The following is a 13165-nucleotide window of genomic DNA, read 5'->3' on the forward strand; positions in this document are numbered from 1 at the left end:
GGCGCGGGGTCAGCCCAGGAGCCGGGCGTGCTCGATCTTCGGGCAGCGGTCCTCGACGAAATCGAGCCCCTTCGCCTCTGCCATCCCCTGCGCCTCGGCGGAGGTGACCCCGATCTGCAACCACACCGTCTTGAGACCGGGCAGGTTTTCCAGCGCCGATTCGACGATCGGCATCACCATGTCGGAGCGGCGAAACACGTCAAGCATGTCGACCTGCGCATCGCCCGGGATCTGGCCGAGATCGGCGACGATCTCTTCGCCCATGAAGCTCTGCCCGGCGAGCCCGGGGTTGACCGGGATCACCCGGTAGCCGTTTTCGGCGAGGTAGCGCGCCACCTTGTGGCTCGCACGGTCGGGCTTGTTGGAAAAGCCCACCAGCGCGATCGTGCGGGTGCGCGCGAGAATGGTTTTCAGGCGTTCGTCGGTATTGGTGCTCATGCTGCCCTGATAATCCCTGCCCGCTGCGAAGGAAAGCCCGCGCCGGGGCGGAAAAGAAAGCGCCCGGGAGGGGGCCCGGGCGCAGTTTGTGGAACGAGGGACAGTGAATTGAGACTACGGGCGTTCCACGGCCCGCTCTCACACCTCTAGGTAAGATGCCCCCGGCTTTGCGGTAGGGGGAATAAAGATTCCGTGAACATCCGTGCCGAAAACGGCAGAAAACCGCCGATCTCGCGGTCAGCCCCGCCCGAGCGCGGCGGCGTAGAGCGCGACGGCGCCGGCGTTGGAGACGTTGAGCGATCCGAAGGCGCGGGCGTAGGGGATGCGCACGAGGCGGTCGCAGGTGGTGCGGCTGCGCTCGCGCAGGCCGGGCCCCTCGGCGCCGAGCACCAGCGCCACCGGGGTTTGCGCGAGGTCGGCCAGCACCGGGCCGAGCTCCTCCTCCGCCTCGCCGTCGAGGCCGATCACCGCGTAGCCCATGTCCTTGAGCCGGAGCATGGTGTCGGCCAGGTTGGTGACGCGCAGGTAGGGTTGGCGTTCGAGCGCGCCCGAGGCGGTCTTGGCGAGCGCCCCGGTTTCGGGCGCGGCGTGGCGCTTGGTGGCGATCACCGCCGCCGCGCCGAACACCTCCGCCGAGCGCAGGATCGCGCCCGCGTTATGCGGGTCGGAGACCCTGTCGAGCAGGACGACGACGGGCGCGGTGCCGGGCGGCGCGGGGCAGATCTCGTCGAGTCCGCCCCAATCCAGCGGGCGCACCTCGAGCGCCGCGCCCTGGTGCACGCTGCCCGGATCCAGCGGCGCGGGAAACTTGCGTGCATCGGCGATCTCGGGCTCGAGGTTGCCGGCGTCGATCGCGGTGCCGAGCCGGTCGGCGGCGTTGCGGGTGACGATCAGCCGGAGCTTTTCGCGGGCCGGGTTCATCAGCGCGTCGCGCACCGCGTGAAGGCCGAAGAGCCATAACGTCTCATCCGCCGCGGCCCGCTGCGTGCGTTCCTTCTGCACGACCCATTTGGGTTTTTTCGCCACCGTCGCCCCCTTGTTCACATCGGGCCGGACAATGGGCCGGGGCGCGGGGCGGCGCAAGGGATTTTCGGCTTGACGGACGCCGGGCGCCCGAGTATCCCCGCCCTCGTTCCGATGCCTGAGGCGTCGGCACGGGCGACGAGCTGCAAGGTGCGGCAGCGGACTGTAACTCCGCCGGGGAGACCCATGCCTGGTTCGATTCCAGGGTCGCCCACCATCCCCCCCCCTCCTTCCATCCAATGGGCGTTTAACCTTGCGGTTGAGTGGTGTGGGGGTGAATCCCTTGCTCTATGAGGCGTGTCTATCCGCGCTGTCACATCTGCGACGCCCCGGACGTGGCAACCTGTTTGCAGCCAACGGTTAGGTATCGCCTGCCGCAGCCACAATCGCGTCATGGCTGCGATCCAGCCGTTTCAGAAGCCCGTCGGCAACCGCAAGCCGGAGAAGGCGCAGGTAGGTCCGCCTTGCTCCTTCGTGATGCCGGACCTTGAGGATCCATTTCGGCATCAGAACGATCAGCACCGGCCAGAACAGCCAACCCGCAGCCTTGTGATACAGCAACAGGAGATTCCTGTGGTGGTAATAGGCCTTCCACAGAGGGCGAAACCGCTGGCCGGAATCGTTGTTCGTGAACGTGGTGAAATCGTGTTCGAACCTGATCTGCGGCGCAAAGCCTATGCGCCCGCCACGGCGGGAAAGTTCGAGCGTGTAGATCGCATCGTCGCCGTAGATGAACAGAGCCGGATCGGGAAAACCGCCGCGCTCAATCCCGGCGCGGGAGATGAAGAAGCCGACGAACGACGTCACGTCGATCGGGGCCATCGGCCCTTGATAGGCGGCATGTGGAATGTGAAAGCCGTTGCGTCCCTTGCGGACCGTTTCCCAGAAGCGCCGCCAGTGCCAGAAAGGGTTGCGGGATGGGCGGTTCATCTCGCAGATCTCGCCGCTCGGAAAATAGACAGCAGCCCCAAGCGCCTCCCAGCCTTCCCGCGCGGTCGCGTGGAAAGCGGCAAGCGCGCCCGGGGCAGGGCGGGCATCGTCATCCATCACCACCAGCCAGTCGGGATCATGCGCCTCGACCGCGTGACGCATGCCCATTTCGAAACCGCCGGCGCCCCCGCGGTTGTGCCGGCTGGTCACGATGTCGAGGCGGCTATCGGTCAGGGTTGCGAGCCAGGCCCCGGTGCCATCGGTGGAGGCGTTGTCGACCACGACCACCGCGCTCAACTCTTCCACCGGGCTCTCGAGCAGCCTTGCGAGAGTGGTCTTCAATTTGTCGAGCCGGTTGTAGGTGACAACCACCGCCACCAGCTTGTTCGGCACCGTGGGGTGTTCGTCAAAGGGCGTGGCGTCGGCCACGCCTGTTGCGTCCAGATTCACGGCATGACCCTTCTCGTTCGGCGCTTGTTCAGGTTCGGGCACAGAACCCACAAATGCCGCTGCGTGTCAATTCGAGCAGGCACGCCTTGCCCCGCGGTCGCGGTTTTCCACCCCGTCCGCTCATGCCCTTTGCCCCGTCGCGCAGGGCCTGCAAAGCCAAGAGCACCGAGGCAGCCAGACCTCACTTGTCGGCCATTTCCTTCGCTTTGCGCAACGCGGCCACCTCCGACCGCAGCTTGCGCAGTTCCGCCTGCAAGACCACGAGCGCCGCCATGATATCGGCGTTGTCGATATCATTCCGCATGCGCTTCGCTTCCGGCGAAACCAGGGGTGCTCGACGGCTGAGGCGCAGTCGTCGAGCTAAGTATCTCGCCGTCATTGCCGCGGCCCGCTTAGGTCCAGCCCTGCGCAGGTGGAACATCCCACGTTTGAAGAGCCGTAGAATTCTTGTTGGCAAAGACGGGAGGGCAGTGGTCGAGCCCGGAGGTTTTCGGTGCGATGTGGTCAAACGGCTTTGGGGATTATTCATCGGTCCTGTCCTTGAGAGCATCGCGCCTTGTCACGTCCGGATTCTTGACACCTGGCATCCGCGGGCGACGGCCCTTCGTCAGCGTATCAGGTGATTGACGATCCGTTTCGCGAGGCCGCCGGAGCCCTGTGTCCGTATGCGGGCGAGATCCGCGAGGTGGATGCGGCAGAGCAAATCACTGTATTGCATATCGAAGCGTGTTTTCAGATCGGGATCAAGCCGAGGCCCCGCCCAGTCGACCATGCGTTGGGCAAGCCCCCAGAACTGACGCGCATACATTCTGCTCCATTCCGGTCGATCCTCCAGGAAATCAAGTAGCTCGGACAGGGCGGCAAACATCTGGAGACGGTCTGCATTGAATCGGCTCGTCAAATTGCTGCCGGACTTGGACACCCGATGTGTGCAAAGCGTCTTGTTCATGAGCAAAACCTGTCGTGCATGGAGAAGCGCGTGCCAATGGCCCAGGAGATCATTGTGAACCTGGGTTTTGCCAAACTTAAGCCCGGCCTGGCGAAACCGTTCGGTGCGTAAAATCTTGTTCCATGGAAAGTTGTTCATCGCCAGTAATCCAGCCATGGCGTTGGGCGGACCCATCGCTTCGTCTCGACCGCCAAGACATTCGAGCAGAAGATCTTGATCGATCCGGGCCATGCCGAGAATCTCGGATGTCTCTCTCTTCTGACGGCTGTAGAACAAGATCGCTGTATCGAGAGTAGGGTGCATATCCATCCGGGCAAGGACTTGTGGAACAACGTCTCGGTGAATCGTGTCGTCCGCGTCGAAAAAAAGCGTGTAACGGCCCGTCGCCATCCGCCAGCCGACATTTCGCGCTATCCCTGCACCACGGTTCTGCCCATTGAAAGCAGAGACGATACTTTCGCTGGACCTGGCCAGATCTGAAATGACCTCCCGGCTCCCGTCGCTCGACCCATCATCAACGAAAATGCATTGGCAGGAAATGTTGTATTCCCTCAGAGCAAGGAAGTCTTCGGCCAGTTTCTCAAGGTACTGTGCTGCATTATACACCGGAACAACAACGCTGAGATCAGGACAAGACTTGCTATTCCCCTTGTCTTCGGGTGCGCTCATCAAAATGATCTCCAGGCTACTCGTGACATCACCTCAGCCGAACCTTCAAACCGGCGCCGAGAAAAATGCCGGCGGCGCTTCGCCTCGCTCCAGGCGGTCGATAAATCCGCGTGCTGTATCGAGGGCTTCGCGGATGGTCACGTCCATGTCGAGGTAACGATATGTCCCGAGCCTGCCCACGAAGGTAACCCCCGCCGTCTTTTCGGCCAATTCGACGTAGTCCGAGAGCAATGCCTTCTCTTTCACCAGCCGAATGGGATAATAGGGAACGTCGCCGGGTTCACAGGCGCGTGAATATTCGCGGTAGCAAACAGACCCCTCGTGGCACTCCCAAGGCGCGAAGTGCTTGTGCTCGGTGATCCTGGTAAAGGGAACCTCTTCCTCACCGTAGTTCATGACCGCACAGCCCTGGTAATCGCCATCGTAGCGGAATTCCTCGAAATCCAGTGTGCGATAACCGAGTCTGCCGAGCTCGTAATCGAAAAAGCCATCTAGGGGCCCCGAGTAGAAAACGTGGTCATAATGAGCGGCCATGTCTTGCTTGAAGTCGGTTTCAAGCTGAACCGTGATTCCGGGATGGTCGAGGATCTTCTCGATCAAAGCGGTATAGCCGTTCTCGGGCATTCCCTGGAACTTGTGAAAAAAGTAATTGTCGTCGTAGTTGAACCGCACCGGAAGGCGTTTCAGGATCGATGCGGGAAGCTCGCTTGGATGGCAGCCCCATTGCTTCAAGGTATAGCCTTTGAAAAAGGCCTCGTAGAGATCACGGCCGACAAAACGCAGCGCCTGTTCTTCGAAGGTCTTGGGGTCCTCGATCGACGTATCTGCCTGCTCCTCCTGGATGAAACGTCGCGCTTCGTCTGGCCGCATCGTGCGCCCGAAAAACTGGTTGATCGTGTGCAGGTTGATCGGAAGCGAGAAGACCTGCCCTCGCGCCGTCGTTTTCACGCGGTTCTTGTAGGGTTTGAACGGCTCGAAGGAATTGACGTAGTTCCAGACCTCTTCGTCGTCGGTATGAAAGATGTGGGGGCCGTAGACGTGAACCAGGACGCCGGTTTCCTCGTCGCGCCTGGTTTGGCAATTGCCGCCGATGTGATTGCGGCTGTCGATCACGTCGATCTCGTGACCAGCCTCCGCGAGGCAGCGCCCGATAACCGCGCCGGAGAGGCCCGCGCCGACCATGAGGTATCGTCCGGTAGGCATCTTTTCACTCTCCAGTAATCGTCGCGCTGATATTGGCGTGCACACTCTGAGATTGCACTATGATTGACATCACAATCTTAAGATCACGCCTGCGTTTCAAGCGCCGGTTGGTGGCCTGCGTTTCCTTGTTGCCCGGGTCGTGCCCGATTGGAGCAGGGTTTCGCACAAAACGGGCTTGAATGCCAAGTTCTCCAGCCGATCAATACGCTTGTGAGGCCGCATTCGCGCGGTTTCGGTCCGGGATCATGGACGCTCGTCGGCGTGCAGGCAGGTCGAGCGCAAGAAAAAACCGCTGCATCCATCCTTGCAAACGGAACGGCAACGGGGCCGAACCGCTTGCAAACAAAGTCATCCGGGCGATGCGACCGTTGGCTTTAGCCCCCACAAGAGCATGAGCCGTAACCGTCGCTCCGAGATCGCATGCCACTGAGATCTGGCGTGGCGGTTGACGATCTAGATGCGGTTCCGCGGCCCACCCACGCCTTGGCGGTCCGGTGATGTGTTTACCGGTCGCGGTCACCGTCCGCGCAAGCGAGTCGCCAGATCGCTTGGCTTTGCAGAACATGACCTTGTTTGTGCGGCCAACACAAAGGAAGTTGGCGATCAAGTTGACTCTTTATCACTATTCATCTGATGCGAAACACTTTTTGCCGAGTCTTCGCCGAACTGCTTTTCCCAGAAATCGGGCCGGCTCAGCCGCGCGTAGCCAGCCCGGTGAGCCTCGCGCAAGGCCGAATAATTCCGGAGCCATCGCACGGTCGCGCGCGCCGAACGCCAGATTATTGCCCAGGCGCGGCGCTTGTCATGTGTCACCGTGTAACTCTTCCTGCCGTCCGCATCATAGAAGGTCGCTTGACGGGCCCTCCATATCGGCCAAACCGCCGAGCGCAAGCGTACCGGGACTGTCGCGTGACGTCCTAGAAGACTCCAAAATGGTACGACATGGCCGTTGAGTAGCGCCAAGTACCACTTTCCCCATCGAGGACCGGGGTCGCGCGGTGGGGGTGCGTCGGACGAAAGTGGAGCCGTTTCGCGCCATTCTTCTCGCTCAATCAGCGACGAGATCTTTTTCCGTCGCGCCGACATATCGATTTCGTCTTCGAATAACGCGGGCCCCTTCATCAGATCATGCCATGCCAGAAGCTGCGCCTCGGCCGTCTCGTAATGCATGCGCACGATGGATCTCGCGATGAACCGCCATGCGATACTGGCAGTGCCGAGCGGACCGATCTCGAGGTTCGGGTGGACCAAATGGTGATGCAGGTGGTTTCGCAGATCAAGGTAGAGGGTATGAGGGCTTTCCTTGGCCGAAAAATCCTCTTGGAACGATACTACGCCGTTGATCGGAGAGATCTCGAAATCGTTGGCGAGCGAGAAAGAAATGTCGTCGCCGCGGACGAAGAACGGGAACGGGTCATGGGTGACCGCTGAAAGGGGGAAGGCGAAGTACCACCACCCCCCATAGAAATTGTGCGGCTTGGGCCGGGCGGAGCTCAGTTCCATTCTGCCAACCTCATCCGCGTGCCGCAGATCGGTGCCAAGAAACTGGGGACGGCAGACACGGTTGAAAGTTGCGCCGTTTTCCCACATCGCCCAGGGTGCGCCGGCTGAGATCATCGCACCGGCGACGGCGGCCCGGGTACTGCGGGCGAGTCGCAGAAAAGCGATCGTCCGGCGTAGGCTTTCAACCATGAAGGCGGCATCGTCATCGCAAAACAGCACATGGGTATGGCCGCCGGTCCGGGCTTCAGCGAGCCCGCGCGCGAAGCCACCGGACCCGCCAAGGTTCCTGTTCGGAACCAGGCGAAGGTGGGGATGGGGGGGCAGGTCCAGCGTCTGGCCGTTGTCGACAATGATCAGGTCCAATTGCGCGCCGAGTTGGGGGCCTTCGGCGTCGATGAACGCGGTCACGCGGCGCGCGGTCGCAGCCGTCTCGGCCTCGCGACGAAAGCTGGTAACGCTCATCGCGAGGCGGATGGAGGGCTCTTCCGGCGAGGCGTCGGCCAACCACGCGCCGGCCGTCAGACGGGCACCTTCCTCCAGGGCAGCGACGTGCAGGTGAACCAGTCCGGTTTGCGCGGGCACTTCGCCGGTCTCGTCCAGCGCACCGAGCAGCTTTGCCAACGGGATCTCGATGCCCTCTTCCGCAAGATCGTACTCGGCCTCATGGATCACGCTCTGGTCACGGGTCAGCCGGGTCTTGTCGTGATCCAGCTGTTCGTCGCTGTCGGGTTCTGGGGGCTCGTTGATGATGCTTCCGCGAAGTAGCCGCACGGAAACCCGACCGCTGCCCGCAAGGTGCAGGGCAAGCCCGGAGAGCCGGGTGCGCACGGTCCAGACCCCGAGGTTGAACAGGTTGAAATAGGTGTCGAAGCTCACCTCCGATCCGATCGTCAGCCGCAGTGCACCTGTTCCCAGGTCGAGCGAAACGCCGCCTCTACGCCGAAAGAACATCTCGTCGTCGGCGCAGATCTCGGGCTCCGGCATGGCAAGGCTCTGGATCCGTATCCTCGAGCTGTCCGCCGCCAAACGTGTCATGCTGTCCTGCCCTCTGCACGGCCTGCGCGCCACGACGGGTGCGCGATGGGTCGGTTCGATTTGGCCGGACCCTACATGCGCCTGCGCGCGGAGGTCCAGTGCTTCCGGCCGGTGCGACGAAACTGCTCGAATGAGGGATCGTTGCGGCATCGCGAACCCCATGCTAGGCAACGCCGGTTACTCCGCAGGAAGGGAAGCAGATGTTGCGATCCTGGCTTCGCACCATGATCGGCAAGGACAAGCGAAATACCGCGCGTCCGTTTCGCGTGGTCGTGTTCTTCGGGCATCACAAGGTTGGCTCTTCGGCTCTTCAGACCCACCTCGCCCGGATCGCCCCGGCCGCGTTGCGACAAGGCGTGCTGTATCCGGCGGTGACAGCTCAGGATCTCAAGCTGCTGGTGAAGCAAACCGAGTCCGGCGCGCAGGTTCAAAGGCTTTCGCGGAATGTCACCGAGGCTCATAACGCGCTCGCCTTCTCGATGCTTGGTGATCGCACCGGCGCGCCGATCCCGGCGATCCACCAGGGTCTGCCGCCGACCGAAGAGATGTTCGCGTTGATCCGCAGGCAAATTCGGGAATTCGCGCCGCATACCCTGGTTCTGGCCTCCGAGGTCTTCGCCAATTTCGCGGCGGTGACGCCCGAACTGATTGACGAGTTGTTCCGGGGATTGGGAATCGACAAGGATTCTTCGCAGATCGAACTGTTCGCCTATTTGCGCCGGGTGGATGACTATCTTGCGTCCTGGCACGCCCAGCGTGTGCGCTTCGGAGAGAGGGTGCGCGCGCTTCCGCAAGGCGCGCTCGGCCATTACCGCAAGGGGATCCATTTCGACTATCGCCTGATGGTTGAAGGCTGGATGGAGCAACTGCCGACCGCCCGGCTTGTTCTTCAACCCTATGACCAGACCGTGCGCGATGCCGGGTCAAGTCAGTTCTTTTCGGACCTGATGGGGATCGATCTTCCGAAGCTGGCCGATGCAGACAAGCAAAGGGTCAACGTTGGCCTGCATCGTGGACTTCTCGATATTGCGCGGCACGCGAATTTCGAGCTTGAGCCCGCCGAGCGCGGCAAGATGTTCAACGCGCTTCTCAGGATCGGGCCAGACCTCGATCTGCCACCCGGCCGCAATGTGGAGCTTTTCGGCCCTCGGGCACGCGCCGAACTCGCCGAGCATTTCGCGCCGATCCACGGCTGGCTCTCCGACATGCGGGGGCAGCCGTTCTTTGAAGATATTGGCCAGATCGGCACCTGCGCGCCGATCGATGAGTTCGACGTAAACCAGGAGGCGCTTGCGCAGATTCGCGAAAGGCACATCGGGGCTTTCACTTCCGCTGGATCGTCGTTTATCAGGGCTTTCGAACCCGCCCGAAATTTCCCGAATGAAACGCCAACCGGTTCAAAATCCGGGCAAAAACCATAACATCCTAGGAGAAAGAGCCCATGGTTGAAGAACTCGTCATACACATTGGCGATTGCAAGACCGGCACAACCTCGATCCAGACCACGCTGGCGCTCGGTCAGTTCGTGGCAGATGGTCGCGATCTGGTCTATCCGACGCGATTCAACCACATCCCCTTCGCCAAGAAGGTCGCAAAAGGGCCGTCTGAGGCACTTGGGGAGGCGCGCCAACTCGCTCGGGCGTTTCACAAAAGCGATGCCGCGATCGGCGTGATCTCGGCCGAGCACTTCGAATACGCGGGGCCATCCCACCTTGCCGCGCTCTTCGACGGGCCATTCAAACCCTGGCGGGACCGGGTGCGCGTGATTTCCTATATCCGGCCCCATGCGGAACGATTTCTCTCTTCGTTCGCCGAGCGATCCAAAAAAGGTGGGTTCGGGGAAAACATGGAGCGGCTGGCGGAAAACCTGTTAAACCAGGAACTCCTGTTCTATGCGCCTCGGGTTGCCAAGTGGCAGGCAGCCTTCGGCGAGCACTACACCGTCCGCCCCTTCATCCGCGACCTGCTGGAAGACGGCGACGTGGTGCGCGACTTCTTTTCCTTCGTATTCGGCGAGACCCCGGTCAGCTTCAGGAACAGGACCGCGCAGAACGAGTCTCTCTCGCTCGAAGACCTGGTCCTCATGCGGCACACTCAGTCGTTGATTCAGGAGCACCATCCGAACGCCAAGGAAGCAGGCAAAGCGCTGGGTTGGAATTTCTCGCCGATACTCTCGGGGCTGCCGGCGGAGAAATCCACCAAGATCCGTCTGCACCAGAGCCTCGCACGGCAGCTGCAGGACACCTATGCCGAAGACGCCGCCGCGCTCGATGCGCTCGCCTTCGAGGGCACGCCGATGACCGACCGGCTGTCCCGCGCGGTTGAAGATGCCATCGCCGAGCCGCAATCCCTGCGCCCGGAAGATCACCATTCGCCCGAGGTGCTGCGCCTCGCCGAGGCCCATGCGCTCATGCTCGGCCGTATCATGGCGGCAAACCCCGCGCATTTCCGCTGGGCCACCCGCCCAAGGGAATTCCGCGCGCCATTGAGGGAGATCGCCCGGCAGGAGCCGCGCCGAATGTTGCGGATTCTGTATCGTATGATCAGGAAAAAATGACTATCAATCCGGTCGGGGCCCGGGCCCGCCTCTCCTGAGGAGAACAAGGAACACCGCTATGGCCGACGATTCGAGGGCCGAGACAGCCGCCGGCATGGACGACCCCGACAGCCGTTTCGAGGCCGAGGTTCAGCGGGTTTGCGATATCTATCGCCGCTTGTTTCCGGGCCGCGAGATCAGGATCGCCTTCTATGAAGGCGACGACCCGTCGCACGGGCATCCTTCGGTGTTCGACGAAGACTTCTCGTTCAAGCAGGAGCACTACCGGCAGACCTATCGTGGCATGGTGATCCTGCCCAGCCCGGAGCCGCATGGCCGGACGGTCACCGTTGCGGTGTCGATCCCGCGAGTCCCGACCCCGGGCGAACTCGCGGATTCGGTCGTGACATGGTCCCCCCGGCTTCGTTTCAGGCCGCTGCTGGCGGTTTCGCCCGTGATACATGAGCAGGTGCACCATGCGCTCGAAGCTCGCCGAAAGCACAAGGTTGCATCGGTTCACCGTTTCACGCCGCTGCCCCGGCCAGACACCCTGCCGAGACTCACAGGGAGGCTCACCGAGGCCAACATGCCCGTGCCCGATCGTCCCGCGGTCCTGATCGGGTTCTACTGGCTCGAGATGGGTGGTGCCGAGAAGCTCGCCTTCGATACCGTCAATTGGGCGCTCGCGGCGGGGCTGCGCGTGTTCGTGGTCGCCGCCGTGCCGGCGGTCCAGCGGCTGGCGGGCAAGTTGCCCCGCCACCCGGACGTGATCTTCCTGCGGCTCGATCGCTACCTGGCGCACCGGCATTGGCCGAAATACCTGGAGCACCTGGTCAAGCAGGAGGGGATCCGCCTCATTCACATCCACCATTGCATGCCGCTCTATGCTTCTCTGGTGCACCTTCGGATGACCGCGCCCTGGGTGGAGGTGATCGACACCACTCATACCATCGGACACACGAACGGAGGGTTTCCGCGTGTCTCCGGGGTGCACACCAACCTGATCGACATGCACCACGTTATCAGTCTCGACCTGAAGGATTTCTACCACGACAGGTTCCATGTCACCGACAAGGTGAAGCTGGGCCGGATCATGGAAGTGGACGCCGATCCGCTCGACCTGCCCGACGTTTCGTTCACGGCTCGGGGCGAGACCCTGACCGCGGCCTTCATCGGGCGCATGGTCTACCAGAAACGCCCCATCGTTCTGGTCAAGATCCTTCAGCGGCTGGCGGCGTGGGCCGCGCGTAACGGCGTGAATTTTCGTGCGACGGTGGTCGGCGACGGCCCGTTCAAACCAACGGTCGCAAAGCTGGTGCACCGCTATGGCTTGAGTGACGTCGTGACGCTTGCGCCGGGGCACGTCGATGTGCCAGCGCTTCTGCGCGAGGCGGACATCCTTCTGCTGCCCTCCAACAACGAGGGCCTCGCGCTGGTCTGCTACGAGGCGATCGAACAAGGTTGTATCCCGATTTCAACTGATGTCGGTGCGCAGCGCGAGATCGTGCCCGAAAGCCTGTTGGTGCCTTGGAACCCGCTGGGAACGATCAGGGGCACGATGGCCGTGGTTGATCGGCTGTGGCGCGACGCTGCGTTTCTTGAGGAAAGCCAGAAGGCGTTGCACGCCCGCTACCGTGCCCTCGCCGCGGACACTACCGCCAAAGCGCTGTTGACGGAGGTCTATCAAAAAGTGGCCGAGGGCGATGCAATAACCACGGAGGTGGACGATGCCAAGTGATGTGACGGCCGTCATCGTTACATTCAACCGCTCGGCGAAACTGATGAATGTTCTCGACGCCCCCGCCGCAAGATCCGACGCATCCGTGTTTTGGCCCGGCGAATCGCACGCCGCGCAAGAATAGGCGGTGTGGGGGTGAACCAGGTCTCGAGATCATCATAGAAGACCTCGAGTCCGCCCTTTCGCCCATGCAGCAAGACTCTTTGCGGTAACCAGGACTGCACCGCCACGAAGGGTGCACTCGCCTCGTCAAAATGTGAGCGGGTGTATCGGCGATCCTTGTCGATGTAGGCTTTCCTAGGGTACCAAGCCGAAGCTTCCAGCGCCAGGAGCACATCCTCGTAACCGATCAGGTGATACTTGGCCCGCGCGTCGATCATCGACAGGAAGGCATAATAGAGCGCGTATTCGGTCCAGCCTTTTCGCTCGCGCAAGACATCCGCGAGAGCGGCGCCGTGTTGCGCCGAATCGGGGCATGGCGGCGCGTGCCGTTCGGTGGAATCGGGGCCGTTCCGCGCCCGGTTTTGGGCCTCTCCTGCAGCGCGGGGGCCGGTGCGGTTTGGTGCGGGAGATCGCGAGGCTCGGAGGGGCGCCCGGCAAGATTGTTACGCCTGCGCCCGCACGGTGGGCAGATCGTTGCGGGTGAATTGGACCGCTTGGGAAAAAACTCGCCCGCCGCGCCGGTTCCTTG

Annotated in this window: 11 protein-coding genes and 1 tRNA gene; 4 read left to right on the forward strand and 8 right to left on the reverse strand. The window is 62.0% G+C overall.

The genetic code is table 11. The annotated features are described in order from the left end of the window. Positions 1-9 precede the first annotated feature (9 nt). The gene (locus tag IEW01_RS12635) at positions 10-438 is read right to left on the reverse strand and encodes a CoA-binding protein (RefSeq protein ID WP_188528240.1); all 429 of its coding nucleotides are present in this window, start codon (positions 436-438) and stop codon (positions 10-12) included. Positions 439-675: 237 nt separating this feature from the next. Continuing rightward, positions 676-1464 (reverse strand): 23S rRNA (guanosine(2251)-2'-O)-methyltransferase RlmB, encoded by a 789-nt coding sequence (gene rlmB, locus IEW01_RS12640; protein ID WP_188528243.1) that lies wholly within the window; start codon positions 1462-1464, stop codon positions 676-678. Between the two features lie 130 nt (positions 1465-1594). On the opposite strand from rlmB, the gene IEW01_RS12645 reads away from it, so the two are divergent. Next, positions 1595-1678 (forward strand) — tRNA-Tyr (locus IEW01_RS12645). 143 nt (positions 1679-1821) lie between these two features. Here the strand turns inward: IEW01_RS12645 and IEW01_RS12650 are convergent. The 5 genes from IEW01_RS12650 to IEW01_RS12665 form a co-directional block, all read right to left on the reverse strand. Further along, positions 1822-2841, reverse strand: a complete 1020-nt coding sequence (locus IEW01_RS12650; RefSeq protein WP_308418950.1) for a glycosyltransferase — start codon at positions 2839-2841, stop codon at positions 1822-1824. A 181-nt stretch (positions 2842-3022) separates the two neighbouring features. Continuing rightward, on the reverse strand, positions 3023-3145 hold the full coding sequence (locus IEW01_RS17780; protein ID WP_268236826.1) for a hypothetical protein: 123 nt from the start codon (positions 3143-3145) through the stop codon (positions 3023-3025). 303 nt (positions 3146-3448) lie between these two features. Then, positions 3449-4459 carry a glycosyltransferase family 2 protein gene (locus IEW01_RS12655; RefSeq protein WP_188528246.1) on the reverse strand — a complete coding sequence of 337 codons (1011 nt, stop codon included), beginning with the start codon at positions 4457-4459 and terminating at the stop codon, positions 3449-3451. A 45-nt stretch (positions 4460-4504) separates the two neighbouring features. Further along, positions 4505-5641: a UDP-galactopyranose mutase gene (gene glf, locus IEW01_RS12660; protein ID WP_308418951.1), complete on the reverse strand. Its 1137-nt coding sequence runs from the start codon at positions 5639-5641 to the stop codon at positions 4505-4507. Positions 5642-6265: 624 nt separating this feature from the next. Next, positions 6266-8200, reverse strand: a complete 1935-nt coding sequence (locus IEW01_RS12665; protein ID WP_188528251.1) for a glycosyl transferase — start codon at positions 8198-8200, stop codon at positions 6266-6268. A 224-nt stretch (positions 8201-8424) separates the two neighbouring features. Between IEW01_RS12665 and IEW01_RS12670 the strand changes: the two genes are divergently transcribed. Genes IEW01_RS12670 through IEW01_RS12680 form a run of 3 tightly spaced genes read left to right on the forward strand, consistent with a single transcriptional unit; the run spans position 8425 to position 12474 of the window. Continuing rightward, entirely contained in the window at positions 8425-9621 is a 1197-nt protein-coding gene (locus tag IEW01_RS12670; RefSeq protein ID WP_188528253.1) for a hypothetical protein, read from the forward strand. Between the two features lie 20 nt (positions 9622-9641). Then, positions 9642-10757 (forward strand): hypothetical protein, encoded by a 1116-nt coding sequence (locus IEW01_RS12675; RefSeq protein WP_188528255.1) that lies wholly within the window; start codon positions 9642-9644, stop codon positions 10755-10757. Between the two features lie 58 nt (positions 10758-10815). Next, a complete protein-coding gene (locus IEW01_RS12680; protein WP_188528257.1) occupies positions 10816-12474 on the forward strand; it encodes a glycosyltransferase in 1659 nt (552 codons plus the stop codon). 23 nt (positions 12475-12497) lie between these two features. Here IEW01_RS12680 and IEW01_RS12685 read toward each other — a convergent pair whose 3' ends face one another. Continuing rightward, positions 12498-12908, reverse strand: a complete 411-nt coding sequence (locus tag IEW01_RS12685) for a DUF6492 family protein (protein ID WP_188528259.1) — start codon at positions 12906-12908, stop codon at positions 12498-12500. Positions 12909-13165: the final 257 nt, after the last annotated feature.

The sequence above is a fragment of the Sinisalibacter lacisalsi genome (assembly GCF_014640115.1).
Lineage (GTDB): Bacteria > Pseudomonadota > Alphaproteobacteria > Rhodobacterales > Rhodobacteraceae > Sinisalibacter > Sinisalibacter lacisalsi.

Bases quoted from the DNA above. Each gene is read 5' to 3' on its own strand.
- IEW01_RS12635 (WP_188528240.1), bottom strand. From the start codon at position 438: ATGAGCACCAATACCGACGAACGCCTGAAAACCATTCTCGCGCGCACC.
- IEW01_RS17780 (WP_268236826.1), bottom strand. From the start codon at position 3,145: ATGCGGAATGATATCGACAACGCCGATATCATGGCGGCGCTCGTGGTC.
- IEW01_RS12655 (WP_188528246.1), bottom strand. From the start codon at position 4,459: ATGAGCGCACCCGAAGACAAGGGGAATAGCAAGTCTTGTCCTGATCTC.
- glf (WP_308418951.1), bottom strand. From the start codon at position 5,641: ATGGTCGGCGCGGGCCTCTCCGGCGCGGTTATCGGGCGCTGCCTCGCG.
- IEW01_RS12665 (WP_188528251.1), bottom strand. From the start codon at position 8,200: ATGACACGTTTGGCGGCGGACAGCTCGAGGATACGGATCCAGAGCCTT.
- IEW01_RS12670 (WP_188528253.1), top strand. From the start codon at position 8,425: ATGATCGGCAAGGACAAGCGAAATACCGCGCGTCCGTTTCGCGTGGTC.
- IEW01_RS12675 (WP_188528255.1), top strand. From the start codon at position 9,642: ATGGTTGAAGAACTCGTCATACACATTGGCGATTGCAAGACCGGCACA.
- IEW01_RS12680 (WP_188528257.1), top strand. From the start codon at position 10,816: ATGGCCGACGATTCGAGGGCCGAGACAGCCGCCGGCATGGACGACCCC.